This is a genomic window from Halomonas garicola, from assembly GCF_055382465.1.
The window spans coordinates 464,406-489,736 of record NZ_AP043931.1 but is presented as its reverse complement, the minus strand read 5'-3'; the positions used below and the strand labels follow the sequence as shown (position 1 = coordinate 489,736).

Genomic DNA, 25,331 nt, shown 5'->3' with positions numbered 1-25,331 from the left:
TTATTTATTGGCTTCAGGCGCTTTCGGGGCCTGCGGTCATTTGCGTTCCGCTATCCGGCACCTGGAGGCGCCGGGGGCCGAAGAAGGCGTAGATCAAGAGCCCGGCACCGATCGCCACGGCCACGCCTGCGCCCAGACGCATGGCGTAGAACAGGCCGAGCTGGTCCTGAACTTCCATGTAGTTCATACCCAGCACGCGCTGCAGGTGGGTCTGCACCACGCCGGCAAAGGTCAGCGTAAAGGTCATGAAGCACATGGCGCCGGTCATGATCCAGAAGCCCCACATGTTCATCACCTGGTTATACGGCTGGCTGCGACGCAGCGACGGCATGGCGAAAGTCATCACGCCAAGGATGATCATCACGTAAGCGCCGTAGAACGCCAGGTGGCCGTGAGCCGCGGTGACCTGGGTACCGTGGCTGTAGTAGTTGACCCAGTGCAGCGTGTGCATGAAGCCCCAGACGCCGGCGCCGAAGAAGGCCACGGTCGGGCAGCCCAGCGTCCACAGCATGGCGGCCTTGTTGGGGTGGTTGCGGCGGCCTTTCCAGAACATGGTAAAGGCGAACAGCACCATGGTGAAGAACGGTGCGATCTCAAGGGTGGAGAAGATGCTGCCGATGGGCTGCCAGTAGCTCGGCGCGCCGATCCAGTAGTAGTGGTGCCCGGTGCCCAAAAGGCCGGAGAACAGCGCCAGGCCGACGATCACGTAGAGCCACTTTTCGATTACCTCGCGGTCCACGCCGGTCATCTTGATCACCAGGTAGCCCAGCAGGGAAGCCATGATCAGCTCCCACACGCCTTCCACCCAGAGGTGGACGACCCACCACCAGTAGAGCTTGTCCACGGCGAGGTTGGAGGGGTTATAGAAGGCGAAAAGCCAGAAGATCGCCGCCAGCCACAGCCCCAGCATCAGCACCATGTTGATGGCGGTCTTGCGGCCCTTGGCCAGAGTCGCGCTGGTGTTGAACAAGAACAGCAAAAACGAAATGGTGATCAGCACCTTGACCCAGAACGGCTGCTCGAGGAACTCGCGCCCTTCGTGGATGCCAAACTGGTAGCCGATCAGCGCGGCCGCGCCGGCAAAGGCGAAAATAGCCAGCTGCAGGTAGGCAACGGTCGGGCTGGCGATTTCATGCTCGGCTTCTTCGGGCATGAGGTAGTAGGTGCAGCCCATAAAGCCGATCAGAAGCCACACGATCAGCAGGTTGGTGTGGCTTACCCGCATGATGTTGAAGGGCATAATGCCGGTCATGAAGTCCGGCCAGGCATAGACCGTCGCGGACAGCAGCCCGAAGATGATCTGCAGGGCAAATAGCGCCATGGCGACCATGAAGAACGGTAGCGCTACCTTTTGCGTTTCGTATTTCATTGATGGGTTCTCCTTGGATCAGCCGGCAGAGTTCGGCGGCCAGTCTTGCGCATTGATGCCGTCGGTCCATTTGAGGAAATCAATCAGCGACTGCATTTCCTCGTCGCTAAAGTCATAGGCCGGCATCTGACGGCGCCCGGGTATTTCCAGCGGCTGCGCGCGAATCCAGGCTTCGATCCCGGCACGCGCGGCCTCGGCGCTTTCATGTCCGCCGTAGCGCTCCCACACGTTGGAAAGCTCCGGGGCAAAGTAGGCGCCCTCGCCCAGAATGCTGTGGCAGTTGATGCACATGTTCTTTTCCCACACCTCTTTGCCGTGCTTGACCGAATCGGTCAGCCCGGCGCTGTCGGTGGAGGTATTCACCATGTACCAGTGGCTGTGCGCGGTCAGCGCCGCAAACAGCAGAAAGAAGAACAGCGACCCGCCATAGAAAATATTGCGGGCCGCCGACCTGGTGAGTCCTTCGGCCATGAATCATCCCCCCTTTGCTCGCCTGGCGGTAGCAGTAGCCGCCGGCCTTCGGTTCTTAAGATGCACCTTGAATGCATCTTTATTATAAAGCATATGCCTTTCGGAAAACGTTGATAAAGATCAAAAAGGCGCGATAAATCGCCGCATCAGCGGCGGACGTAAAGCGGCACGCGATCGTAGCCGCCGGCAGGATAGCGCGCGCGCACTGCCGGATCATCGTCTACCAGGCGGATTTCCCGGGTCGCGCCCATCAGCGCCTGGATGAAATACACAAGCTCCATGCGCGCAAGCCGTGCGCCGGGGCAGACGTGAACGCCCGCACCATACAGCAAATTGCGCTTGGGGTCGCGGTCCAGCCGCACCTGGCCGGGCTCGGGGAAGACATCGGCATCGCGGTTGGCCGAGCCCCACAGAATCGTCAGCCTCTCGCCCTGATCGATCTTGCGGCCGCCGACTTCCACCGGGCAGGTGGCCACACGCCGGTTGGACATCAGCGGCGCGTCCAGGCGCAGGATTTCATCGATCAGCTCAGAGACGATCGCCGGCTCGTCGCGCAGGCGCTGCTGCCAGTCCTGGCTGGCGGCGAGAAAGCGCATCAGGATGCCGATACTTGCCGAAATGGTGCCAAGCTCCCCGACCGTCCAGTTGCGCATCAGGCTGACCAGCTCTTCATCGGTGAGCGGGCGGTCGTCGACGGTTTCGTTCATCAGCCGGGTAGTGACGTCGTCCGGCGGCGTATCCATGGCGCGGCGCACTTCCAGGCGTTCGCGGATCACGCCGTCGAACTCCAGCGCCAGCTTGCCCAACGCGTCGCGGTCGCCGGCAAGGGTCGCTGCCTGCTGGCGCTTGACCCAGTCGCGCAGCGGTTCGTGCAGGCTCGAGGGCCAGCCCATGAAAGCGCACTGGATTTCCAGCGCGAAATCCTGGCCCATGGCCGACATGGCCTCGACTTCGCCGTCAGCCGGCAGGCGATCAACCACGCCTTCGGCGATGGCTCGACAGCGGGGCGAGAACTCCTCCATGGCTGCCTTGTTGAAATAGGGCTCGATGATCCGGCGAAACCCGGTGTGCTCCGGCGGATCCATAGCGTTGGGTACGGACAGATGCCGGCTGGCGGCGTTGCTGAAGGTGGCGTGGTCTTCCAGCACGCGCATGACGTCGGCGTGGCGCAGCAGCGACCACTGCAGATAGTCGCTGAAGGCCACCGGGCAACGGCTGCGCATCTCGTCGTAGGCTTGTATCTGGTCGGCTTGGACCGCGTCGGAGTGCGGGTCCCAGTCGTTCTGACGGGGGGTATTCATATTGCCTCCTGAGCAGTGAGTGAGAGACATGGGGTGAGAGACGTTGATGAAAAACAACGTTGTTGAGAAACAGGCAAGGCTCAGGGAACCACGCGCCGGCCGCTGCCCGTTTGACTCAGGTCAAAGCGGCCTGGGGTCCGGTCAATCGCCTCCGGGAGGGTCGGACAGGCAAAACGTGTCCCTGAACTGGCGCAGCTCCGGCTGGTGCTGCGCGGCGATCGCGTGGGCCAGGTCAGCGCCGCGGGGCAGCAGGTGAACTTCGCTGCGGCGGCGGTCCTCACGGCCTTGAGCGCGCCTGACCAGGCCGGACTGCTCGCAGCGATCCACCAGCATCACCGTGCCGTGATGCTTGGCCTGGAGCCGCTCGGCAAGCTCGCCGACGGTAGCCCACTGGCGGCCTTCGGCGGCCAGCAGGTGCAAAAGCAGCTGGTACTGCAGCGGGGTCACGCCGTGCTCACGGCAGACATCCTCGCTGTGGCGCAAAAAACAGCGCAGCTGATAGCGAAACGCCGACAGCTGCTGAAAATCCTGCGGGGAAAGAGATACATCACTCATGGCGCTGTCCGCGGTTGCCGCCCCGGCTCGCCGCCTTGACAAACGAGCGGGCTCGGCCTAGGGGGCGTTAACAATTAGGCCAGCCATATGGCGGCTGACACGAGGCAGAGGAGTGACTGGTAGTTTCTTGCCAGTCGCTCATAGCGTGTAGATAACCGCCGGAACTTCTTGATTTTCTTAAAGAACCTCTCCACCAGATTGCGATCTTGGTAACAGTGCCAGTCTACTTCAATGCGCGCCAAACGATTCTTTTTCGGAGGAATCACCGGCTCGGCACCTGCGGCCTGAATCATGTCCCGCAGAGCAGTGGAGTCATACCCCTTGTCGCCCAGCACCGCTTGCGGGGAAAAACCTTCCAGTAGAGCGGGAGCAGCACCATACTCCGACGCCTGGCCCGGTGTGAGAACCAATCGTACTGGGTTACCTAACGCATCGACTGCGGCATGAATTTTGGTGCTCAATCCGCCTCGAGATTTGCCCATGGCTTCGACGTCTTGCGTGTTTTTTTTGACGCTCCATACTGGTGCACCCTGACGATGCTACCGTCGATCATCAGCTGCTCTAGATCGGGATCGTCGGCTACTGTGTCAAAAATACGCTGCCAAACGCCCTTTCGTGACCAACGGTTATACCGCATGTAGACGGTGTGCCAGCGCCCAAAAGATTCGGGAAGATCACGCCACGGGGCGCCGGTCCGAGCGATCCAGAGCACGGCTTCCACGAACAGGCGATTGTCCTTGGCAGTTACCCCACAGTCTGAGGCTTTGCCGGGGAGCAGGTGCTCGATTCGCTCCCACTGATCATCGCGTAACTTCAACCGACTCATGGCCCACCAAAATCTATGAATACTAAATCAGTTTAAACGAAACTAATGATTGTTAACACACCCTAGTGGTTTCAACATAAAACATCATAATATGATACTTTTAGCCGCCTGACGAGCCACCTTCATTGTGTTATGTGTGGTGCTAGCCCTTGTTGCCATCCTCTTCTCCACCCACCCTCGAGGACACCGCCATGAACCCCACTACCGTGATCAAGCTGCCCTTCACGCGCCGGGCGGGCTGGAAAGAACTGCAGCGCCGCCGGCCGTCCATCGCCAAGCTGGCCTTTGGCCTGGTGCTGCCCATGTCGTTGATTCCGCCGGTGCTTTTGTACTACGCCGGCACTCACTACGGCGACGCCTTCGTCGCCGGATTCGGCGACCGCCAGTGGCGCTTTATTACCACCATCCTGTTTTTGTCCGAGCTATTGACGTTCTTCGTCATGGGCTGGCTGATCCATACCGTGGTCAACATCGCCGATGACATGACCATCGACTACCAGGACGCCTATCTGCTGGCAGCACTTGCGCCGCTGCCGCTGTGGTCATCCGCCGTGGTGCTGCTCATCCCCAGCCTGCTGCTCAACGTGCTGGCGGTACTGGTGGCGCTGGGCATCTCCTGCAGCCTCGTTTATCAGGGGCTGGGCGCCCTCTGCGAGCGCCAGGGCCAGGACATGACTACCCTATCGGCCACCTACACCATCATGGCCGCCGGGGTGCTCGCCTGGGGCCTGCTGATGGCCATCATCTGGTCGTATTGACCCAGCGCAAAAGCCGCCAGGCGTGCGCTAGCCAGGCCGTACTCCAGCAAAGCGCCGCGCCCCAGAGCGCGGCCTGACCGCCGCCGAACCGCAGCCCTGCCGCGGCGGCAAACAGCAGCGCCAGCGGCATGAACGCCCGCTCGCTTTCCGGGCGGGCTTTTGCCCGAGATACCGCCTGGCGCAGCATCACCGAACTTGCCAGCGTGCCCAGCGCCCCCACGGTAACTCCGTGCAGCGCCGTGCTCACCGGAAGCGCGCCCGCCACCGCTGCGGCGTATAGCCAAAGGCCCGCGCCAAGCCAGGCATAGCCCGCCATCAGCGCCAGCAGATCTGCCCGGGCTCGGCACTGCCAAGGGGCAAAGCACCACAGCCGATATAGCACCAGCGTTCCGGCAGCCGCGGCCATCAGCGCCGCCGGCACCCGCCCGCCGGGCAGCCAGAGCGTTGCCGGAAGCGCCCCCAGCAGCACGATCAGCGCCGCTTCGAGCCTTGGCTGCACCCCGGCGCCGCTTTTGTTGAAGCGGCGCTTCAGATAGCCGTTCACCGCCGGGGCAATCAGCCGCCCGCCCATGAACGCCATCAGCAGCGTAAGCCAGAGCACGCCCTGCTCGAGCAGCAGGAAAGCCGGCCAGCCGGCCAAATAGCGCGACCCCAGGGTGGCCACGGCCAGCAGGCAGATCAGTCCGATGAGCGGCGCCAGCACGCGGTTGCGCCACTTCCTGGCGGCGAAAAAGCGCGGCACCACCAGCCACGCCACGGCGGCGGCAAAGAGCGCATCGGCCAGGCTCGCCACCACCAGCCAGCCGCCGCCCACTATGCCCAGCCGGCCGATGAGCCACAGCGTCGCCAGCGCTGCCAGTTGCCTTTTGGCCAGCGGGCCCAGCAAATAGCCGGCAATCACCGCCAGAGCAAAGCCGAACAGCAGCTCCCGGGCGTGCCCGGCCGGCGTGGCCAGCGGCGTAAGCCAGGGCAGCATGCCGTACATTGCCGCAAGCGACAGCGGCACGAACACCGCCGCGTGGCAGGCCGCCAGCGGGAAAAACGCCTGCCAGGCCGGTACGCGGTCGCCCCGGCGGGACGCCGGAGCGCCGCGCTGGCCGGCCCGGGGAGCAGAAAAACGGCGGGAAATGCGTTTTGATAACATGGAGTTAAAATACGTTTTTATCGGCTTCGATACCAGCGCCGCAGGGCTATCAATGAAAGGCACATCAAACAGCGTACCCAGTTGATCAACCAGATAGATGGGCGATGGCAAGGACTGCAGGCCCTAGAACAGCCCCGTGATCTCGCCGTTGTCGTCGATGTCGATATGCGCCGCGGCGGGGTCGCGGCCAAGGCCCGGCATGGTGCGGATGTCGCCGCACAGCGCATAGACGAAGCCCGCTCCGGCGGAGAGCCGCACTTCGCGAACCGGCAGAGTCCAGCCGGTAGGAGCGCCGCGCAGCGTCGGATCGGATGACAGCGACAGGTGGGTCTTGGCGATGCACACCGGCAAATGGCCCTGGCCCTGCTGCTGGTAGGCGTCAATCTGGCGGCGGGCCTCGGGGCTGAAGGCGACGTCGGCGGCGCCATAGAGCCGGGTGGCGATACGCTCGATCTTGGCGTCCAGGGGCATCTCGTCCGGGTACAGGAAATGGAAACTGCTGCCGTCCTCGGCCGCATCGGCGACGGCCTGGGCCAGTTCGAGGGCGCCGGCACCGCCGTCGCGCACGTGAGTCGAGACGGCGGCGCGAACCCCGGCGGCCTCGGCGATATCGCGTATCACGGCGTGCTCGCTGGGGTGGTCCGAGGGGAAGGCGTTGATGGCCACCACCGGGGTGACGCCGTGGGCACGCAGGTTGTCGATCTGCTTGACGAGATTGGCGGCGCCGGCGCGAACGTCCTCGGGGCTTTCGGTCAGCATCTCGGCGGGAAGCGGTTTGCCCGGAGTCACGACGTAGCGCCCGGTGTGGAACTTCAGTGCCCGGACCGTGGCCACCAGCACCGCGGCGTCCGGCGTCATTCCCGAGGCGCGGCACTTGATGTTGAAAAAGCGCTCCGCGCCCATGTCAGCCCCGAAGCCCGCCTCGGTGACGAGATAGTCCCCGCCATGGAGACCGATGCGATCGGCGACGATGGAGGAGTTGCCGTGGGCGATGTTGCCGAAGGGCCCGGCATGGATGAGCGCCGGGGCGTGCTCGACGGTCTGCAACAGGTTGGGCTTGATCGCCTCCTTGAGCAGCGCCGTCATGGCGCCCGCCGCGCCGATGTCGTCGGCGGTGACCGGCTCGCCGGCGCGCGTATAGCCCACCCGTATCCGCCCCAGGCGGCGTCTGAGATCGGCCAGCGAGGTCGCCAAGGCGAGCACCGCCATGACCTCGGAGGCGGCGGTAATCTCGAAGCCGCTCTGGCGCGTGGCGCCGTCGGCGGCCGGGCCGAGCCCGGTGACGATGTGGCGCAGGGCGCGATCGTTGATATCCATTACCCGCTGCCAGCGTATGTTCTTGGGATCCAGGTCGCAGGCGTGGCGATGGTGGAGGTGGTTGTCCACCATCGCCGACAGCAGGTTGTGGGCGGCGGTGACCGCGTGGATGTCGCCGGTCAGGTGCAGGTTGATACGCTCCATGGGGACCACCTGACTGTAGCCGCCGCCGGCGGCACCGCCCTTGGTGCCCAGCGTCGGGCCCATGGAGGACTGGCGCAAAGCGGCGCTGGCGCGGTGGCCAAGCTGCTGCAGGCCCTGGACGAGGCCGATGGCGGTGGTAGTCTTGCCTTCGCCGGGCGGGGTGGGCGTGATGGCCGAAACCACCACGTAGCGCGCCCGCGGCTCCTCGGCGGCATCCGCGGCGGATAGGTCCAGCTTGGCGATCCCCCGGCCGTAGGGTTCTACCGCCTCGCCGGGCACTCCCAGGCGGTGGGCGATCTCCTCGATGGGCCAGAGCCGCACGCCGCGGGCGATCTTGAGGTTATCCGGCATCGGCTGCCGAGGCTCCTGGCCGAAGTCTTGCGGTTGAATCGTCATCGCCACCTCTCCTGCGCCGTTCAGCGGGTCATCAATAAGCGAGTCATCGATAGCCACAGTGTTCGCCTTTGACAGAGGGCGGGCTTGCTTGCCGACGTCGGCGGGCTTGGCCACAGCGACACCGGGACGGGCAACGACGCGGCAGGGTCGTCGGCGCCTGACGCTGCGAAAAACAGTCCCGATCGCGGGCGGGCAAGTCGCGCCGCTGTCGCCACGTCGAAATTTTGGCTAGAGTCGAGGGAGAGGGTTGTCGCGAGGAGGGTGAACGATGGCTCCCATACCCACAGCGCCGGATAGACTTCACGATATCGGCTTTGTGCTGCTGCCCGGCTTTTCCCAGCTCGCCTTCTCCTCGGCGCTGGAACCCTTCCGCATGGCCAACCATCTTGCCGAGCGCCGGCTCTATACCTGGCACCTGATCAGCCGCGACGGCCACCCGGTGGCGGCCAGCAGCGGCCTGACGACGGCGGTGGACTGCGCCATGGAGGAGGGACTGACGCTGGACCTGATGGTGGTTTGCGCCGGCGCGGGGGTCCAGCACTGCTGTGACCGCGACACCCTTGGCTGGCTGCGGCGGCTGGCCGGGCGCCGCATCCCGCTGGGCGGTGTCTGCACCGGCGGCTATGTGCTCGCCCAGGCCGGCGTCCTCGACGGCTATCGCGCCACCCTGCACTGGGAGCATTTCTCGAGCATTCACGAAGCGCTGATGTTCCCCGCCGTGACCTTTACCCACCAGCTGTTCGTCATCGACCGGGACCGCCATACCAGTTCCGGCGGCGTCGCGCCACTGGACATGATGCTCAACCTGATCACCCGGCAGCAGGGGCTGGCGCTGGCCGAGTCGATCGCCGAGGAGTTCATCCACGAGCGCATCCGCGACGTCGGGGATCGCCAGCGCATTCCGCTGCGGATACGACTCGGCCGCAGCCACCCCAAGCTGGAGGAGGTGGCGACCCTGATGGAAGCGAACCTGCAGGAGCCGCTGCCCCTGGATGAGCTGGCGTCCTACGCCGAACTCTCGCGGCGCCAGCTGGAGCGGCTCTTCCAGCGCTACGTGGAGTGCCCGCCGCTGAAGTACTACATGGACCTGCGCCTGCTGCGCGCGCGCCTGCTGCTGCGCCAGACGCACATGCCGGTCACCGACGTGGCCCTGGCGTGCGGCTTCATCTCGCCATCGCATTTCACCAAGTCCTATCACGACCGCTTCGGCCACTCTCCCAGCCGCGAGCGGACACGGCGCAGCGAGCGTCTGGCCGGGGATGCGACTGCCGAGGACGAGACGCAGCTTCCTGCCCCGGCGTCCGACGAGGCCTGATAGCGAAGCGGTTCAGGCCTTCTATTGGCCTTTCATTCATCCCTTCGGCCGCCGGTTCTCGGGGTCGTACAGCGCGCGGTAGCCGACGGCCTCGACGGTCAGCGGATAGTGCTCGCCGAGGTATTCCATGGCGAAGACGGCCCCGACCCGCGCCTGCGCCGCCGGCAGGTAGCCCAGAGCGATGATCTTGCCCACGCTGGGACCATAGGCGATGCTCGTCACGTAGGAGCGACGCCCCAGCGTATCCACCAGCACCTCCCTGCTATCCGGGTCGAGGATCGGCGAGTGGCCCACGGGGTAGCGAGCCACGCCCCGGGCGTCGTGATGGTCTCCCAGGGTCAGGGTACACAGGTAGGCGGGCTGGTGCCGGCGTTCGCGCTGCTCCAGGTGGGCGGCCTTGCCGTGGAATGCCGCCGGCTTGACCCTGGGACGCGCCAGGCCCGCCTCCAAAAGGTTGTACTCGGTGAGCAGGTCGACGTTCTGCAGCCGCAGGCTCTTCTCGAGTCGGCGGCTGCTGGCGTAGGTCTCGATGCCCACCGGCGTCACCCCCTGCTCAAAGAGCCGATCCCAGAGGGCGAGACCGACGCTGAAGGGCGTGTAGAGTTCCCAGCCCAGCTCGCCCACATAGGAGATGCGAAAGGCCCAAACCGGCAGGCCGCCCACCCGGATCTCACGGGCCATGGCGAAGGGGAAGCGCTCGGCGTCCAGCTCCCGGGGGTCGTCGGCGACCGCCTGCAGGGTGCGGCGGGCCTCGGGCCCCCAGAGCCCCAGGGTGGCCAAGGTGTCGGTGCGGTCTTCAACGTGCAGGCGGGCCAGCCCCCGATCCTCGGCCATCCGCGTCATCCACACGTAATCGCGATGGCCGGTATCGCCGCCGCAAACCACCCGGAAGCCGTCCGCGGCGAGGCGGATCACGGTAAGATCGGCGCGCACGCCGCCGGCGTCGTCCAGGAAGTGGGTGTAGACTCCCTTGCCCAGCGGTGTCTTGCCGCCTACACGGGCCACCGAGAGGTACTCCAGCAGCGCCTCGGCGTCGGGCCCGACGACGTCGAAGATGGCGAAGTGGGAAAGATTGACCATGCCCACGCCCTCGCTCAGGGCGAGGTGCTCGGCGTTGGAGACCTTCCAGAAATGACGGCCGTCCCACTCCTCGGGGCGTTCGGGCACGCGGTCGCCGAAGCGCTCCAGCAGCGCCTCGTTGGCCGCGTAGCCGTGGGCGCGCTCCCAGCCCGCCGCCTCCATGAAGTAGCCGCCGAGCTCCTTCTCGCGCGGCCAGAAGGGGCTGCGGCGCAGGTTGCGCCCGCTCTCGAAGGGCTCGCGGGGATGCACCGGCGGATCGTAGATCTTCCGGGCGACCTCCGCACAGCGCCCGTAGACGTAGTCCGGCGTCTTCTGCAGCGGATAGAGGCGCGCGATATCGATGGCGTGGGGATCGAGCGCCGGCCGGCCCTGAGTGATCCAGTCGGCCAGCACCTTGCCCATGCCCGGGCCGTCCTTGACCCAGACCGCTTCGCATAGCCATAGGCCGCGGGTCTCGGGCGCCTCGCCGACCAGGGAGCCGCCGTCGGTGGTGACCGACAGCAGGCCGTTGAAGGAGTGCTTCTCGTCCCAGCCCAGCTCACCGAGCACCGGTGTCAGCTCCACTGCGCGGGTGAAGGCGTCCATGACCTGATCAAGCTCGAGGTCGCGCATGGAGGGCGAGAGCCGGGCCTGATCGCGCTCGAGAATCTCGCCGGGGGGAACGAGACGCGGGGCGGTAGTCTCGTAGTAACCCCACTCGAGCTGCCCGCCCTCGGTTCTCCTGGGGTCGCCGGTGTCGCGCAGGTAAGCCGAGTTGCCCTGGTCACGGAACAAGGGATAACCGATCTCCACGCCGGTGTCGGCGAAGGCCCCGAAGGGACCGAAGAACAGCAGCGGATGCTCGACCGGCATCAGCGGCAGGCGAACACCGCCCATGGCCGCGGGGATCGGTCCCCAGATGCCCGAGGTCACGATCACCACCGGGGTCGCGATATAGCCTCGGGCAGTCTCCACGCCGCACACGCGGCCGTCCCGGACATCGATGTCGAGCGCCGGAGTGTCGGCGAAGGCCTGGAGCCGCCCCGAGGCGACCGCCTGCTCGACCAGCTCGCCGGCGACCTGCTGCGAGCGCGGCACGATCAGCCCGGCGTCGGGGTCCCAGAGGGCGGCCTGGACCAGCTCCTTCTGGACCAGCGGGAAGCGCTCGGCGACCTCGTCGGGGCCGATGAGGCGCGCCCGGGAGCCGAAGGCCTTGCCCGAGGCCACCTTGCGCTTGAGCTCCTGCAGCCGCTGGTCGTCCCCCACCCGCGCCACCTCGAGGCCGCCGATCTTGGCGTAGCGGCCCAGGCGCTCGTAGAAGCGGCGGCTGTAGATCGTGGTGTAGCACGTCATCTTGTCGTGGGACGTCATGTAGCAGAAGTCCGAGGCGTGGGAGGTGGACCCGATGTCCGAGGGGATGGCGGACTTCTCGAGCCCCACCAGGTTGTCCCAGCCCAGCTCAATCAGGTGGTGGGCCACCGAGGCGCCAACGATGCCGCCCTGACCGATGATTACCGCATCCGCGCGCTTGGGTAGTGTTGCCATGTCGCCCTCCGATACTCTATCGCCCCTTTACCGCTTCACCATAAGCCAGGCGAGAGCCCGCCCTTGCCCCGGGCCGACAGGGACTTGCCTTGCAGCGACCGCCGCCGGTACCCGAGAGGGCGAGGTGTCGTAAACAGCAAAGTGACCGTCGTCGGCGGCGCCACGAAGAGGAGACGGCAGGGCTAGCTTCGGAGTCAAGGGCGGTCTGCAGACCGCCGTCCGAGGCACTACGCCACGGCCCAGGAGCCTGCAAAGGAGACATCGCCATGTCACAGGTCATCGAAAGCATCGAGCATACCCAGGCGGCGCCGGAGATCCTGCTCTATCCGCGGATCCGCAAGTCGCCGTTCTTCTACGCGTCCCGGCGGCACGGGGTGCGCAAATACAGCGTCTACAACCACCACTATCACCCGCGTCTCTACACCGACCCGGTCGACGAGTACTGGGCGCTGGTGGAGGGCGTCACCCTGTGGGACGTGGGCGTGGAGCGCCAGATCGAGATCAGCGGCCCCGACGCCTTCGCCTTCACCCAGCGGCTGGTGCCCCGCGACATGCGCCAGTGCCAGGTCGGCCAGTGCAAGTACGTCTTCGTCACCGCCGCCGACGGCGGCATCATCAACGACCCGGTGCTGCTGCGCCTCGAGGAGAACCGCTTCTGGCTGTCGCTGGCCGACAGCGACGTGCTGCTGTGGTGCCAGGGGCTGGCCTACCACGCCGGCCTGGACGTCAGCATCCGCGAAGTCGACGTGGCCCCGGTGCAGGTACAGGGACCGCATGCCAAGCCGGTCATGGTAGACCTCTTCGGCGAGCGGGTTCTGGAGATTCCCTACTATCATCTCATGGAGGCGGAGCTCGACGGCATGTCGGTGGTGATCTCGCGCACCGGCTACTCCGGCGAGATCGGCTACGAGATCTACCTGCGCGAGGCGAGCCGCTACGGGGAGGCGCTCTGGCAGCGGGTCTTCGAGGCCGGACGTCCTCACGGCATGCAGGTGATCGGTCCCTGCCATATCCGCCGCATCGAAGGGGGCATCCTGGCCTTCGGCTGCGACATCTGGTACGACACCAACCCCTTCGAGGTGGGCATGGGCTACGACTGGATGGTCGACCTGCGCGGCGACGACGACTTCGTCGGCCGGACAGCCCTGGAGCGCATCAAGGCTGAAGGCGTCTCGCGTCGTCTGGTGGGCGTAGAGATCGAGGGCCCGAACATCGGCTACTTTACCGACGGCTCGATGATCGACACCTTCCCCGTCCATGACGACGCTGGGGAGCTCATCGGCGAGGTGACGTCGGCGACCCACTCGCCGCGCCAGGAGCGCAACATCGGCTATGCCATGCTGCCGGCGACTCACGCCGAACTCGGCACGCCGCTGCGCATCGAGGCCAACACCGGCATGCAGGACGCGGTGGTGGTGCCCAAGCCGTTCCATGATCCGCGCAAGGATATTCCCAAGGGCTGAGCCATGAAGGAACCACTGAAGGCAGAAGTGCGGGAAGCCACGGCATCGGAGCCGCCCATCGGGCGCTGTGCGGCCCTGGCTGACCCGCGCTTTGAGCTGCTGCCGCTCAGCGAGATGCGGGAGGCGGCGCGCCGCCTCCCGACCGGGGCCCGAGTTACCGTGACCTGCTCGCCGCGCCACGGCATCGATCGCACCCTGGAGGCAGCAGAGTGGCTGGCGGCGGCCGGGTTCCGCGCGGTGCCCCATCTCGCCGCGCGGCTGATCCGCAACAAGTCCCAGCTGGCGGACATCGTGTCGCGCCTGGCAGCCGCCGGCATCGAGGACGCCTTCGTGGTGGGCGGCGACGCCAGCGAGGCGGCGGGCGAGTATACTGGAGGCCTGGCCCTGCTGGAGGCGCTGGCGGCGATGCCTTCACGGCCCTCGCGGCTCGGGGTTCCCGCCTATCCGGAGGGGCATCCGCGACTCGATGACGCCGTCCTGCAGCGGGATCTCGAGGCCAAGGCACGGCTGGCCGACTACGCCGTCACCCAGATGTGCTTCGAGTCGGCGCCGCTGCTGGCGTGGCTGGCGGCACAGCGCCAGCGCGGGCTGACGCTGCCGGTGCAGGCGGGTATTCCCGGGGTGATGAGCCAGGCGCGGCTGCTGTCGGTGGCCATACGCATCGGCCTGGGGCCCTCGATCCGCGCGCTCGGGCGCCACAGGACGCTGATCGGGCGCCTGCTGCGTCCCGCCCCCTACCGCCCCGACGACCTGGTGCGAGACCTGCTGCCGACGCTGGGCAGCGCGGACGGCTTCGCCGGCCTGCACGTCTACACCTTCAACCAGACAGACGCCACCTGCGCCTGGCTGGAAGGGCTACGCGCCACCCACTGCCAAAATCGGGACAGCGCGATAGCGGGGCAGCGTCCGTGACGCTTTCTCGACAGCTTGGCTTCCCGGATTCAAGTAATAAGCGCAGCACCTGCGGTATTCAGTGCTCCAGAGTACTCCCCCAGAAACACCTGTGCCGATGTTCGATAGCCGAGTCGTTTTCGTGGTCGGTCATTTAGCTTTCTCACCACCCTGCGTAGCTCGGCATCAGTGACTTGGCGGAAGCTGGTTCCCTTGGGAAAATACTGCCGAATCAAGCCGTTGGTGTTTTCATTGGTTCCACGTTGTCCCGAGCAGTAGGCGTCGCAAAAGTATGTTCTCGCTGCTACGGCTTTTGCCACGGTCTGGTGCTCCGAAAACTCCGAACCATTATCCAGCGTGATGGTTGTCACCGCACCTCGACGAGGCTTCAGCAGGCGGATCATGGCCGTTTTCGTCAACGCCGCTGTAATGCTGGGTAGCCGTGCCGCCAGCAGATAGCCGCTGCGGCGCTCAACCAGCGTGACGATGCCTGATTGCTTATCCCCCTGCAGTACCGTGTCACCCTCCCAGTGGCCGATATAGCGCCGCTTCTCAACCTCGGCCGGGCGATGCTCGATACCCACGCGATCAGGTATCTTGCCAAGCCCTGCGCTTTTGGCGTGAGCACGGTGCTTGCTGCGTCTCTTGGGCTGCCGGAGATGCTGCCAAAGAGTGCCGCGCGGGCCCTGTCATCCCAGACCAGGGAGTAGATCCATTGATGGCTGACGCCTACGCCGGCTAATAGTGCCATGAATCCGCTGATCTGCTCTGGGCTCCACTCCTCACGCAGTCGGTCCGCCACCGCAGCGACCAAGCTGGGCAAGCGCTTCGTCCATTTCCGGGCGGCGCGTCGTCGGTAATCGCTACAAGCCTGAGCCTGTTCGGGATCATAGCCACTGGCCGTCGCGTTGCGGCGCAACTCACGGCTAATCGTGCTGCAGTTATTCTATGAATTCAGGCTTCAAAAAGGCAGACATAGCCAACCGCAAGACGATTGCAGTTAGCTCCAGTCGCCTGGGTTGAGCCGTCAACAGGTCTGCGAGGGGGCGCTATGAATCCCTCCCTGGACGCTATCTACGCCGTCCTTAGCGTAGAACCCCCTCTTCGACCTGTTCCCGGCTCCACTGGATTACCAACTGCGATGGCCCTATAGCCAACCGGCCGGCGCTTGCCGGCGCGGGGCAAGTTGCTCAAAATGGCGGTCTGCCCGGCATTCGCCCGGCGTTAACCGGCACGTTTTTGATAGCGGAGGTGGCCATGGCCGAAACGGCCCGACGCGTTTTAATTCTGGTCGTCAGCGGCCCGAGCACGCCGGCGCGCTGCGCAGCACCCTTTCATATTGCCACGCTGCTGGCCTGCCTTGACGCCGAGGTGACGCTCTACCTGACCGGCGAAGCCGCCGAGCTTTCCCGCCCCGGCGTTGCCGAGGCGCTATATGCCGAGCCCGACGGCGCGCCGGTGATCCATTTCATGCGCCAGGCCAAACAGGCCGGCGCCGGGCTTTATCTCTGCCGCAAGCCGCCGGCGCCGGGCCGGGCGCCAGCGGCGCCCGAGGCGCTGATTGAGGAAGTCGACGACTACGGCAGCGGCGGCGAGCTGGCGGCCATGATTCTGGAATACGACAAGGTGCTTTCCCTGTGAAACTCGACGGTTTGACGTTTCCCGACGATCGCCTTTACGCCCCCGAACACAACCTGTGGCTGCGTGAAGAGCCCGACGGCCAGATTACCCTGGGCCTGAGCGACTACGGCGTGGCGCTTTACGGCGAGATTTTTGCCTTTACCCCCAAGCGGTTAGGTCTGCGCATCGAAGCCGGGCGCAGCTTCGGCGTGGTGGAGTTTGCCAAGGCGGCGGCGGCGGCCAAAAGCCCGTTTTCGGGCACCGTGAGCGCGCACAATTCGCTGCTGGACGAGCGCCCGGCGCTGGTTCACCTGGACCCTTACGGCGAGGGCTGGATGATCCGCCTGACGCCGGAAGACTGGCCCGCCGCCCGGGCCCGGCTGCTGCGCAGCGACAGCGCCGTTGCCGCCTTCGAACGTGAGGCCGAACGCGACGGCTTCGACCCCGACGATACCAGCGTGCAGGCGTACCGGCGCGGGGAGTGAGCGCTTGCTGCATCGCCAACGCTCACGCCGGGCGACCGTAAGGGACAGGCAAGAAAAGATAAAAAGAGGGGAAGAGAAAGCGGCAAGGGAAAAGAAGAAAAACGCGGAAAGGGTGGAAGAAAGTGGTGGAAGAAAGTGGTGGAAGAAAGCGGTGGAAGAAAGTGGCGATAGAAAGTGGCGGAAGGCAGTGGGAGTCGAACCCACCCGGGAGCGGCTGCCGCCCCCAACCGGATTTGAAGTCCGGCCGCACCACCGGATGCGATTGCCTTCCTCGATACGCGTTGTCGCCTACTTTAACGCGTTCTAACGCGCTGAACCATGCTGCTTTCCTCGCGGAGGCGGCGCAGGTTGCCAAACCGGCGCGTCACGCCGATGTGATCAAGGTATTCCAGCAGCTGCACGCAGCGCTTGCGCCCCAGTTCCAGCCGGTCGCGGAACGCCACCACGCTCAGGCCCGCGTCGCTTTCGGCAAGCGCCACGGCCTCTACCGTCAGCGCATCCACGACCGCGGCGGGGTAAAACAGGTCTCGCACTACCTGGTGCAGCTCGCCCATGCGCGCAAGCTTGCGCAGCAGCGCGCGCACCCGGGCTTCGTCGACGTTTTCACGGCGCGCCAGGTCGCGCACCCAGGGCGGATTGCTGCCGCCCGCCTCGAGCAGCGGCCACAGCCGCGCCCTGAGCGCTTCTTCCTCGGCGCTCAGGCGTATCCGGTGGTCCGGCAGGTGCAGCCAGGGGCCGGACGCCCGAATCGCGCCGGCCGCCAGGGCCTCGTCCACCAGCGCGGTATACACCGCCGGCTCCAGGTACGCCAGGCCAAAGCGGCGCAGCCGCGCCCGGTCCGGCCCCGGCTCGTCGGGCTGCTGCTCGTGAAACGCCCCCAGTGCCGCCGTCAGCGCCTCGCCCAGCGCCTGCCAGCGCGCTTCGGCAAACAGCCGCTCGCCGCGCCGGGTGGTCACCGAACGCACCTCGGCGGGCAGCTGCCGCAGAGCTCCGGGGCGGTTGTACTGGCGCACCAGGGCGTCGGGGTCGAGGCCGTTGCGGGCGGCTTTTAGCCTGGCAAGCAGCGCCGCTTCCAGCCCGCCGCTGGCCAACCGCTCAAGCTCGGCCAGCCGCGCCGGGGTACGCCGGCCCCTGGCGGGCGCCTGGGGGTCCAGCACGCGCCCGCCGCCCAGGGTGAACCAGGCCGACTGGTCGCGCAGCACCACGGCGTCGCCGTGCACCGCATGCACGTGGCCTTCGAGCACCAGCTGGGCCGGCGCTTCCTCACCCGGCGCCAGCGTCTTGCCCGCCAGCAGCGCCACCCGGCCCATCAGCCGCTGGGCGCCGAGGTGAACGTGCACCGGCGTCCAGTGGGCCAGCGCCCGGGGTGCGTCGTCGAGCACCCGCAGCTGGATATCCAGCCGCCGACCGGTGCCGCGCAGGGCCTCGCCCACCAGCCAGCTGCCCCGGGGCACGTGTTCGGGGCGCAGACGCTCGCCGGCGAGGTTGAGCGCGACGCGCTGCCCCGAGGTGGCCGTTTCTGCCGGGCGATTCTGGGCGTGCAGGCCGCGCACCCGGAGCCGGCGCGCCCGGCCGTCCTCGTCTTCGCTCCACAGGCTATCGCCGACGCTTATGCGCCCGGCAAGCGCCGTGCCGGTAACGACCACGCCGGCCCCGGCCACGCTGAAAGACCGGTCCACGGAAAGCCGAAACTCGCCCTCGTCGCTTCGCGCGGCCGTCTCCCGGGCCTGCCGGGAAAGCGCTTCGCGCAGCGCATCGACGCCGTCGCCGGTGTGGCTCGACAGCGCAAAGCACGGCGCGTCCTGATACCCGGCCTCGGCCAGCAGCCGGCGAACGTCGGTTTTGACGGCCTCGCCGCGGACGGCGTCGACGCGATCCGTTTTGGTCAGCACGACCCACAGCCGGGCAATACCCAGCAGCCCAAGAATGGCCAGATGCTCCCGGGTTTGCGGCATCACGCCGTCGTCGGCGGCCACCACCAGCAGGGCGATATCCACACCCCCGGCGCCGGCCAGCATATTGTGGACAAACTTTTCGTGCCCCGGCACGTCGATGAAGCCAAGGGTGGTGTCGGCGTCCAGCGCCGCGTAGCGGTAGCCAAGATCGATGGTCATGCCGCGCTCGCGCTCTTCCCGGCGGTGGTCGCCGTCGGCCCCGGTCAGGGCGGCGAGCAGCGCTGTCTTGCCGTGGTCAATGTGTCCGGCGGTAGCCACGATCATGCGTTGTCCACTCCTTCCTCGGCAGGGTGCGGCGCCTGCTTTGCGGTCAGCTGGTAGAGAAACGCCGCTTCGTCATCCAGCTGGCGCAGGTCGAGCCACAGCGCCCCGGCCTCGATGCGCCCAACGATCGGAATCGGCAGGCCGCGAAGCGAATCCGCAAGCGCGGCCAGCTTTCCGCCGACTTCTCGCCGGGGGCAGTCCGGCGTCAGGCACAGCGCGGCGCTGGGCAGCCGGGCGACCGGCTGGGCGCCGCTGCCGATCATGCCCTGGGCGTCGGCGACGTCCACCCGCCAGCCCTTCCCCAGCCAGCCGGCCAGCCGCGGCGCCAGGCGCTCGGCCTGGGCACGAATGGCCTGGGCCGGCCGGGCCAGCAGCGCAAGGGTGGTCAGGCGCTCGGCCAGGCGGTCGGGGTCGCGGTAGAGCCCGAGCACGGCTTCCAGGGCGGCCAGGGTCAGCTTGTCCACCCGCAGCGCGCGCTTGAGGGGGTGGCGCTTGATCCGTTCGATCAGGTCGCGCCGGCCAACGATCACCCCGGCCTGGGGGCCGCCGAGCAGCTTGTCGCCGCTGAAGGTCACCACGTCGGCGCCGGCGGTAAGCGACTCCTGCACCAGCGGCTCCCGGGGCAGGCCGTAATGCGACAGATCCACCAGGCTACCGCTTCCCAGGTCTTCCACCAGCGGCACGCCGTGGCGGCGAGCCAGCTCCGCAAGCTCCTCGTTGGGCACGCTGCGAGTAAAGCCTTCGATACGGTAGTTGCTGGGGTGCACCCGGGCGATCAGCCCTGTCTGCTCGCCCAGGGCATCGGCGTAGTCGTGGGGGTGGGTGCGGTTGGTCGTTCCCACCTCGCGCAGGGTGACGCCGGCCTGCTCCATGATATCGGGGATGCGAAAGGAGCCGCCGATCTCGACCAGCTCGCCCCGGGAAATCACGCCTTCGCGCCCGGCGCCCAGGGCGCTGAGCGAAAGCAGCACCGCGGCGGCGTTGTTGTTGACCACGGTGGCCGCCTCGGCGCCGGTGAGCTCGCACAGAAGCGGCTCGACCAGGCTATCGCGGTCGCCGCGCCGGCCGTCGGCGAGGTCAAATTCCAGGTTGAGCGGGTAGCGCGCCGCCTGTACCACCGCCTCGACGGCGGCGTCGGGCAGCAGCGCGCGCCCAAGGTTGGTATGCAGCACGGTGCCGGTGAGGTTGAAAAGGCGCTGCACCCGGGGCCTCTGGCGGGTATCGAGCCGGCGCGCCAGCGCTTCGACCAGACCGGGAAGTTCCACGGCTTCCGCCGTTAGCGCGCCGCGGCGAAAAGCGGCGCCGAGGTCGGCAAGCTCGCCCCGGGCCGCGTCGCGCACCGCCTGACGGCCAAAGCGTGCCTCAAGCTCGGCCATGCCATCGGCCCCCAACAGGCGATCCACCGCCGGCGGGCGCGGCCCGGGCGGTGCGCTCATGGCGTCTCCTGGCCGCCGGGAATCAGCATCAGGTTGGGCGCGCGCCGCCGATAGCCCTGCTCGTCCAGGCGCAGGTCCAGATCCAGGCTCGCAAGGTCCGCAGACACCACTTCACCTTCCGGTGCCTGCTCCAGATACAGCTGTTTGAGATAGGTATGGCACTCCGGGCAGGCCTCGGCCTTCATGCCGTAGGGGGCGTCGTCGAAGTGCAGGTAGTCAAGCTCCTTGGTGCTCAGGCAGTGGCTGCACTTGAGGCGCACGTAGTGCCACTCGGTCGAGCACAGCGAGCACAGCAGATAGCGCACGCCGTCGATGGGGCGGCGATGGCGAATAACGCCGGCCACGGGCAGCGAGCCGCAGCAGGGGCACAGCGTCTGGTCTTCGCGCTCGCGGATGCCCTTGGCATCCACCTGGTTGAGCCAGTAGCGCCAGGCGAGCTGCAGCGCCGCCCCGATAAAGGGCGCCATCGCCGCAGGCACGTCGCCAAAGCGTCCGCCCAGCAGCGCCTGGGCCCAGGCTTTGCGCGTTTCGCCGTCGGCATCGCGAAGCGCAGCAAGCGCCTCGCTCACCGCGGCAGCGGGTGTGGGCTGCTCGGCGTCAAAGGCGTCGAGCCAGGCATCCAGCAGGGTTTGCCAGCCGGGATTTTGCACCAGCGTATCCACCGCCAGCGGCGGCATGTCGTGGCGATACGCGGCGTCCAGGTCACCCGCGGCAAGCGCTGGCACGTCGGGCGGGTCGTCCAGCACCTGCTGCTGGGCCCGGGCCACGCTTGCCATGAGCGCCAGGTAGTCGCCCATGGCGTGGCCGTCGGCCAGCTTGTCCAGCCGTTCGGCGCGAAAGCGGAACTGCGCTTCCGGCGGCAGCTGGACAAAGGGTGGCGTGGTAGCCGAGGCTTCAATCTGCCCCGGCTCGAGAATGGGGGAAGACACGGCGGCCCTCCTTATCAGATCGGCATGCGGATTACACCCCGCCGCCGGCATTGCGCCGGCGGCGGGGCGTAGCGTTTCAGCGCTCTTTCTTGCGCATTTCCTCATCGTGCCACAGGGAGTGATGCTTGCGCGCCCAGGCCTGGCTGACCTTGCCGTGAAGCATCGCGCCCACCGAGTCCTTGACCCAGATGGCGGCGTAGATGTGCACGATAATGGACGTGACCAGCACAAAGGCGGCGAAGGCGTGCAGCAGGCTCGCAAAGCGGATCAGCCCCACGGCAAAGGCGCCGCTGAAGTACTCGCGCCAGATCACGATCCCGGTCAGCAGCAGCACGGCAAGGCTTGCTAGCAGCACCCAGAACAGAAGCTTCTGGCCGGCGTTGTACTTGCCTACCGGTGGCAGCTCGTCGTCGCGCTTGGCCACCACGTCGCGCCAGCGGGAAAGCCACTGGCGATCCCGGGGGTGAATGCGGTTGCGCCCGGCGAAGCGCCAGGCCATCAGCGCAAACAGCACGCTCATCGCCACGCCGATAAAGGGGTGGAGAATCCGCGTCCAGGGGCCGCCGCCAAAAAGGTGGCTGAGCCAGAATAGCGCCGGATGAAACAGCGCCATGCCAGAGAGCGCCGACAGTATGAACAGCAGCGCGACCGCCCAGTGGTTGCTACGCTCGTTGGCCGTATACCGCTGGATATCCCGTTTCATGTCAGTGCCCTCCTCGGTCAGCGTCGTGGCGCTCGTCACGCTCGGCAGCCGGCGGCGGCGTTGCGTCGTCCACGTCATCTTCCTCGACGCGGTTGGGGCCCACCCGCACATAGTGGAAGAACCCGGCGAGCGCCGTGGCGCCCATGGCCAGCATGGCCAGCGGCTTGGTCAGCCCCTTCCAGGCGCCGACCATCGGGCTGATGCTCGGATCCTGGGGCAAGCCGCTATAAAGCCCCGGCTTGTCGGCGTGGTGCAGCACGTACATCACGTGGGTGCCGCCTACGCCGGCCGGATCATAAAGCCCGGCGTTGTCGAACCCGCGCGACTGCAGGTCGGCAATGCGCCCGTCGGCGTGCTCCTTCATGTCGTCCTTGGAGCCGAAGACGATGGCGCCGGTGGGGCAGGTTTTCACACAGGCCGGCTCCAGCCCCACGCTCACCCGGTCGGAACACAGGGTACACTTGTACGCCTTGTTGTCCTTCTCGGAGAGGCGCGGCACGTCAAACGGGCAGCCGGTGATGCAGTAGCCGCAGCCGATGCAGTTGTCCTGGTTGAAGTCGACGATGCCGTTGGCGTACTGGATGATCGCGCCGGGGCTCGGGCAGGCCTCCAGGCAGCCCGGCTCGACGCAGTGCATGCAGCCGTCCTTGCGGATCAGCCACTCCAGATCGCCTTCGTCGGTTTCGTGCTCGGCAAAGCGCATCACCGTCCAGGAGTCGGCCGTCAGATCGTCGGGGTTGTCGTACACCCCGACGGTGCTGCCGATCTCGTCGCGGACTTCGTTCCACTCCATGCACGCCACCTGGCAGGCCTTGCAGCCGATGCACAGCGAGGTGTCGATGAGCTTGGCCACGTCCTGCTGTTCGCGCACCGACGGGCTGGGCGTGGTGGTGGCCGAACGCGCGATAACGTCTTGAGTCGCCATATCAAACCCTCTCCACGTTCACCAGGAACGACTTGAACTCCGGCGTCTGGGTATTCCCGTCGCCCACGAAGGGGGTCAGGGTGTTGGTGACGTAGCCATTCTTGGCCAGCCCCACATAGCCCCAGTGCAGCGGAATGCCCACGTGGTGCACGGTCTTGCCGTCCACCTCCAGCGGCTTGATGCGCTTGGTGACTACCGCCACCGCCTCGATGTAGCCGCGGTTGGACGATACCCGCACCCGGTCGCCGGCCTTGATCCCCAGCTCGTTACCCATGACCTCGCCGATTTCCACAAACTGCTCGGGCTGCATGATCGCGTTGATCCGGCAGTGCTTGGTCCAGAAGTGGAAGTGCTCGGTCAGCCGGTAGGTAGTGGCCGCATGGGGGAACTCCTCGGCGTTGCCGAATAGCTCCATGTCGTTGCGGAACACCCGCGCGGCGGGGTTGCTGGTTACCTCCGGCTTATCCGGGTTCAGCGGGTTACGGCCGATGGGCGTTTCGAACGGCTCGTAGTGCTCGGGGAAAGGCCCTTCGACCATGTTATCCCGGGCAAAGAAACGCGCCACGCCTTCGGGGTTCATGATGAACGGACTCATTTCCTCTTCCGGCGCCGAATTCACGGGGAAGTCCGGCACGTCGGTGCCCGTCCACTTGCTGCCGTCCCACCACACCAGGCGCTTGTCATCGCTGTCCCACGGATTGCCGGCGACGTCCGCTGAGGCGCGGTTGTAGAGGATCCGACGGTTGGCCGGCCACGACCAGGCCCAGCCCAGGGTTTGGCCCATGTTATAGGGGTCGGCGTTGTCGCGCCGAGCCATCTGGTTGCCTTCCTCAGTCCAGGACCCGCAGAACAGCCAGCAGCCGCTGGCGGTGGAGCCGTCGGCGCGCAGCTGGCCAAAGCCTGAAAGCTGCTTGCCGGCGCTCACCTCGACCTCATCGCTGTCCTCGTTGCGCAAATCCTCAATGGCGTAGCCGTTGAACTCCTTGGCCACTTCGTCCGGCGACGGCTCGTCGGGGCGCTGGTAGGACCAGTCGAGGTTGATAATGGGCTCGGGGAAGACCCCGCCCTCGCGCTGATACAGATCGCGCAGACGATGGAACATCCCGCCCATGATGGTGATGTCCGGCCGCGCCTCGCCCGGCGGCTCGCCGCCCTTCCAGTGCCACTGCAGCCAGCGGCCGCTGTTGACCAGCGAGCCGTCTTCTTCGGCAAAGCAGGTCGTCGGCAGACGGAACACCGTGGTCTGGATATTGGCGGTATCGACGTCGTTGTACTCGTCGACGTTCTGCCAGAACTCCGAGGTTTCGGTCTTCAGCGGATCCATCACCACCAGGTACTTCAGCCGCGACAGCGCCGCGCTGATCTTGGCCTTGTTGGGGAAGGCGCTGATGGGGTTGAACCCCTGACAGAAATAGCCGTTGACCTTGCCCTCATACATCATGTCGAAGAACTTGAGCACGTCGTAAAGCGGCTCGTCGAGCTTGGGCAGCCAGTCGTAGCCCCAGTTGTTGTCCTCGGTGACAGCGTCGCCGTACCAGGCCTTCATCAGGCTGACGTGGAAGCTTTCGTAGTGCTGCCAGTAGGACATCTGCCCCGGGCGCAGCGGCTGCTGGGCACGGCTGGCGATGTAGTCCTCGTAGCTCTGCTCCTCGTCCCGGGGCAGGGTCATGTAGCCCGGCAGCAGGTTCGAGAGCAGCCCCAGGTCGGTCAGCCCCTGGATGTTGGAGTGACCGCGCAGGGCGTTGACGCCGCCTCCGGGCATGCCGATGTTGCCAAGCAGCAGCTGCAGCATGGCGCCGGCGCGGATCATCTGCGAGCCCACCGAGTGCTGAGTCCAGCCCAGCGCATAGAGGATGGTCATGGTCTTGCCGGGCACCGACGTCTCGGCAATATCGTCCCACACTTTCATCATGCGCTTGAGCGGCGTGCCGCAGATGCTGCTGACCATTTCCGGCGTGTAGCGGCTGTAGTGCTTTTTCATCAGCTGGTACACGCAGCGCGGGTGCTCGAGGGTCATGTCGACTCGGGCATAGCCGTCGTCGTCAAGCTCATAATCCCAGGAGCTCTTGTCCGGATAGGCGCGCTTGTCGGCGTCGTAGCCGTTGAACAGGCCGTCTTCGAAGGTGAAGCCGCGCTGCACGATGAACGGCATATCGGTGTAGTTACGCACGTATTCGTGCTGGATCCGCCCGTGTTCCATCAGGTAATGGATCAGCCCGCCCAAAAAGGCGATGTCCGTACCGGTACGGATCGGCGCATAGGTATCCGCCACCGAGGCGGTCCGGGTAAAGCGCGGATCCACCACCAGCAGCTTGGCCTGGTTGTGCGCCTTGGCCTCGGTCACCCACTTGAACCCGCAGGGGTGAGCCTCAGCGGCGTTGCCGCCCATTACCAGCACCAGGTTGGCGTTCTTGATGTCGCACCAGTGGTTTGTCATGGCACCACGGCCAAACGTCGGGG

Annotated in this window: 20 protein-coding genes, 1 tRNA gene and 1 pseudogene; 6 read left to right on the top strand and 16 right to left on the bottom strand. The window is 66.2% G+C overall.

Annotated features, from left to right (window positions below; translation table 11 throughout):
- Positions 1-13 precede the first annotated feature (13 nt).
- The 5 genes from ACZ46Y_RS02660 to ACZ46Y_RS02640 form a co-directional block, all read right to left on the bottom strand.
- On the bottom strand, positions 14-1,369 hold the full coding sequence (locus ACZ46Y_RS02660) for a cbb3-type cytochrome c oxidase subunit I (RefSeq protein ID WP_311957542.1): 1,356 nt from the start codon (positions 1,367-1,369) through the stop codon (positions 14-16).
- An 18-nt stretch (positions 1,370-1,387) separates the two neighbouring features.
- Complete coding sequence (locus ACZ46Y_RS02655) at positions 1,388-1,840, bottom strand: c-type cytochrome (RefSeq protein WP_311957540.1); 453 nt, start codon at positions 1,838-1,840, stop codon at positions 1,388-1,390.
- Between the two features lie 146 nt (positions 1,841-1,986).
- Positions 1,987-3,141 carry a cytochrome P450 gene (locus tag ACZ46Y_RS02650; RefSeq protein WP_311957538.1) on the bottom strand — a complete coding sequence of 385 codons (1,155 nt, stop codon included), beginning with the start codon at positions 3,139-3,141 and terminating at the stop codon, positions 1,987-1,989.
- Between the two features lie 141 nt (positions 3,142-3,282).
- Positions 3,283-3,696 (bottom strand): MarR family transcriptional regulator, encoded by a 414-nt coding sequence (locus ACZ46Y_RS02645; protein WP_311957536.1) that lies wholly within the window; start codon positions 3,694-3,696, stop codon positions 3,283-3,285.
- Positions 3,697-3,770: 74 nt separating this feature from the next.
- Positions 3,771-4,522 (bottom strand): IS5 family transposase gene (locus tag ACZ46Y_RS02640; protein ID WP_464380070.1). Its coding sequence is split into 2 segments (ribosomal slippage): positions 3,771-4,207 and positions 4,207-4,522, totalling 753 coding nucleotides; the frame shifts between segments, so codons are not numbered across the junction.
- 191 nt (positions 4,523-4,713) lie between these two features.
- Here ACZ46Y_RS02640 and ACZ46Y_RS02635 point away from each other — a divergent pair.
- Positions 4,714-5,280 (top strand): YIP1 family protein, encoded by a 567-nt coding sequence (locus ACZ46Y_RS02635; RefSeq protein ID WP_311956425.1) that lies wholly within the window; start codon positions 4,714-4,716, stop codon positions 5,278-5,280.
- Here the strand turns inward: ACZ46Y_RS02635 and ACZ46Y_RS02630 are convergent.
- Together ACZ46Y_RS02630 and ACZ46Y_RS02625 are read right to left on the bottom strand one after the other, a co-directional pair.
- Positions 5,264-6,424 carry an NnrS family protein gene (locus ACZ46Y_RS02630; RefSeq protein WP_311956424.1) on the bottom strand — a complete coding sequence of 387 codons (1,161 nt, stop codon included), beginning with the start codon at positions 6,422-6,424 and terminating at the stop codon, positions 5,264-5,266. The two genes, ACZ46Y_RS02635 and ACZ46Y_RS02630, sit on opposite strands and share 17 nt — an antisense overlap.
- Before the next feature lie 123 nt (positions 6,425-6,547).
- A complete protein-coding gene (locus ACZ46Y_RS02625; protein WP_311956423.1) occupies positions 6,548-8,338 on the bottom strand; it encodes a formate--tetrahydrofolate ligase in 1,791 nt (596 codons plus the stop codon).
- A gap of 211 nt (positions 8,339-8,549) precedes the next feature.
- On the opposite strand from ACZ46Y_RS02625, the gene ACZ46Y_RS02620 reads away from it, so the two are divergent.
- On the top strand, positions 8,550-9,596 hold the full coding sequence (locus ACZ46Y_RS02620; RefSeq protein WP_311956422.1) for a GlxA family transcriptional regulator: 1,047 nt from the start codon (positions 8,550-8,552) through the stop codon (positions 9,594-9,596).
- Positions 9,597-9,632: 36 nt separating this feature from the next.
- On the opposite strand, the gene ACZ46Y_RS02615 is transcribed toward ACZ46Y_RS02620, so the two are convergent.
- Positions 9,633-12,200, bottom strand: coding sequence for a GcvT family protein (locus ACZ46Y_RS02615; RefSeq protein WP_311956421.1), 2,568 nt, complete (start codon positions 12,198-12,200; stop codon positions 9,633-9,635).
- Between the two features lie 266 nt (positions 12,201-12,466).
- On the opposite strand from ACZ46Y_RS02615, the gene ACZ46Y_RS02610 reads away from it, so the two are divergent.
- Positions 12,467-13,663, top strand: coding sequence for a glycine cleavage T C-terminal barrel domain-containing protein (locus ACZ46Y_RS02610; RefSeq protein WP_311956420.1), 1,197 nt, complete (start codon positions 12,467-12,469; stop codon positions 13,661-13,663).
- 3 nt (positions 13,664-13,666) lie between these two features.
- The gene (locus tag ACZ46Y_RS02605; RefSeq protein WP_311956419.1) at positions 13,667-14,575 is read left to right on the top strand and encodes a methylenetetrahydrofolate reductase; all 909 of its coding nucleotides are present in this window, start codon (positions 13,667-13,669) and stop codon (positions 14,573-14,575) included.
- Positions 14,576-14,604: 29 nt separating this feature from the next.
- Here ACZ46Y_RS02605 and ACZ46Y_RS02600 read toward each other — a convergent pair.
- Positions 14,605-15,491, bottom strand: a pseudogene (locus ACZ46Y_RS02600) (IS30 family transposase); the annotation flags it as partial.
- A gap of 320 nt (positions 15,492-15,811) precedes the next feature.
- On the opposite strand from ACZ46Y_RS02600, the gene ACZ46Y_RS02595 reads away from it, so the two are divergent.
- Positions 15,812-16,195 (top strand): DsrE family protein, encoded by a 384-nt coding sequence (locus ACZ46Y_RS02595; RefSeq protein WP_311956418.1) that lies wholly within the window; start codon positions 15,812-15,814, stop codon positions 16,193-16,195.
- The gene (locus ACZ46Y_RS02590; protein ID WP_311956417.1) at positions 16,192-16,659 is read left to right on the top strand and encodes a glycine cleavage system protein H; all 468 of its coding nucleotides are present in this window, start codon (positions 16,192-16,194) and stop codon (positions 16,657-16,659) included. The genes ACZ46Y_RS02595 and ACZ46Y_RS02590 overlap by 4 nt, the downstream gene beginning before the upstream one ends.
- A 175-nt stretch (positions 16,660-16,834) precedes the next feature.
- Here the strand turns inward: ACZ46Y_RS02590 and ACZ46Y_RS02585 are convergent.
- The 7 genes from ACZ46Y_RS02585 to fdnG all read right to left on the bottom strand — a co-directional run bounded on the left by ACZ46Y_RS02585 (position 16,835) and on the right by fdnG (position 25,308).
- Positions 16,835-16,930 (bottom strand) — tRNA-Sec (locus tag ACZ46Y_RS02585).
- A gap of 22 nt (positions 16,931-16,952) precedes the next feature.
- The gene (gene selB / locus ACZ46Y_RS02580) at positions 16,953-18,878 is read right to left on the bottom strand and encodes a selenocysteine-specific translation elongation factor (protein WP_311956416.1); all 1,926 of its coding nucleotides are present in this window, start codon (positions 18,876-18,878) and stop codon (positions 16,953-16,955) included.
- Positions 18,875-20,314, bottom strand: a complete 1,440-nt coding sequence (gene selA, locus ACZ46Y_RS02575; protein WP_311956415.1) for an L-seryl-tRNA(Sec) selenium transferase — start codon at positions 20,312-20,314, stop codon at positions 18,875-18,877. The genes selB and selA overlap by 4 nt, the downstream gene beginning before the upstream one ends.
- Positions 20,311-21,243, bottom strand: coding sequence for a formate dehydrogenase accessory protein FdhE (fdhE, locus tag ACZ46Y_RS02570; RefSeq protein ID WP_311956414.1), 933 nt, complete (start codon positions 21,241-21,243; stop codon positions 20,311-20,313). Before fdhE ends, selA begins: the two co-directional genes overlap by 4 nt.
- A gap of 76 nt (positions 21,244-21,319) precedes the next feature.
- Positions 21,320-21,946, bottom strand: a complete 627-nt coding sequence (locus tag ACZ46Y_RS02565) for a formate dehydrogenase subunit gamma (protein WP_311956413.1) — start codon at positions 21,944-21,946, stop codon at positions 21,320-21,322.
- 1 nt (position 21,947) lies between these two features.
- Positions 21,948-22,871: a formate dehydrogenase subunit beta gene (gene fdxH / locus ACZ46Y_RS02560; protein ID WP_311956412.1), complete on the bottom strand. Its 924-nt coding sequence runs from the start codon at positions 22,869-22,871 to the stop codon at positions 21,948-21,950.
- A gap of 1 nt (position 22,872) precedes the next feature.
- Entirely contained in the window at positions 22,873-25,308 is a 2,436-nt protein-coding gene (gene fdnG, locus ACZ46Y_RS02555) for a formate dehydrogenase-N subunit alpha (RefSeq protein WP_464380069.1), read from the bottom strand.
- Between the last annotated feature and the right edge of the window lie 23 nt (positions 25,309-25,331).

Excerpts from the sequence above, each read along its gene's own strand:
- ACZ46Y_RS02660 (WP_311957542.1), bottom strand. The coding sequence starts at position 1,369 with ATGAAATACGAAACGCAAAAGGTAGCGCTACCGTTCTTCATGGTCGCC.
- ACZ46Y_RS02655 (WP_311957540.1), bottom strand. The coding sequence starts at position 1,840 with ATGGCCGAAGGACTCACCAGGTCGGCGGCCCGCAATATTTTCTATGGC.
- ACZ46Y_RS02650 (WP_311957538.1), bottom strand. The coding sequence starts at position 3,141 with ATGAATACCCCCCGTCAGAACGACTGGGACCCGCACTCCGACGCGGTC.
- ACZ46Y_RS02645 (WP_311957536.1), bottom strand. The coding sequence starts at position 3,696 with ATGAGTGATGTATCTCTTTCCCCGCAGGATTTTCAGCAGCTGTCGGCG.
- ACZ46Y_RS02635 (WP_311956425.1), top strand. The coding sequence starts at position 4,714 with ATGAACCCCACTACCGTGATCAAGCTGCCCTTCACGCGCCGGGCGGGC.
- ACZ46Y_RS02630 (WP_311956424.1), bottom strand. The coding sequence starts at position 6,424 with ATGTTATCAAAACGCATTTCCCGCCGTTTTTCTGCTCCCCGGGCCGGC.
- ACZ46Y_RS02620 (WP_311956422.1), top strand. The coding sequence starts at position 8,550 with ATGGCTCCCATACCCACAGCGCCGGATAGACTTCACGATATCGGCTTT.
- ACZ46Y_RS02615 (WP_311956421.1), bottom strand. The coding sequence starts at position 12,200 with ATGGCAACACTACCCAAGCGCGCGGATGCGGTAATCATCGGTCAGGGC.
- ACZ46Y_RS02610 (WP_311956420.1), top strand. The coding sequence starts at position 12,467 with ATGTCACAGGTCATCGAAAGCATCGAGCATACCCAGGCGGCGCCGGAG.
- ACZ46Y_RS02605 (WP_311956419.1), top strand. The coding sequence starts at position 13,667 with ATGAAGGAACCACTGAAGGCAGAAGTGCGGGAAGCCACGGCATCGGAG.
- ACZ46Y_RS02595 (WP_311956418.1), top strand. The coding sequence starts at position 15,812 with ATGGCCGAAACGGCCCGACGCGTTTTAATTCTGGTCGTCAGCGGCCCG.
- selB (WP_311956416.1), bottom strand. The coding sequence starts at position 18,878 with ATGATCGTGGCTACCGCCGGACACATTGACCACGGCAAGACAGCGCTG.
- selA (WP_311956415.1), bottom strand. The coding sequence starts at position 20,314 with ATGAGCGCACCGCCCGGGCCGCGCCCGCCGGCGGTGGATCGCCTGTTG.
- ACZ46Y_RS02565 (WP_311956413.1), bottom strand. The coding sequence starts at position 21,946 with ATGAAACGGGATATCCAGCGGTATACGGCCAACGAGCGTAGCAACCAC.
- fdxH (WP_311956412.1), bottom strand. The coding sequence starts at position 22,871 with ATGGCGACTCAAGACGTTATCGCGCGTTCGGCCACCACCACGCCCAGC.
- fdnG (WP_464380069.1), bottom strand. The coding sequence starts at position 25,308 with ATGACAAACCACTGGTGCGACATCAAGAACGCCAACCTGGTGCTGGTA.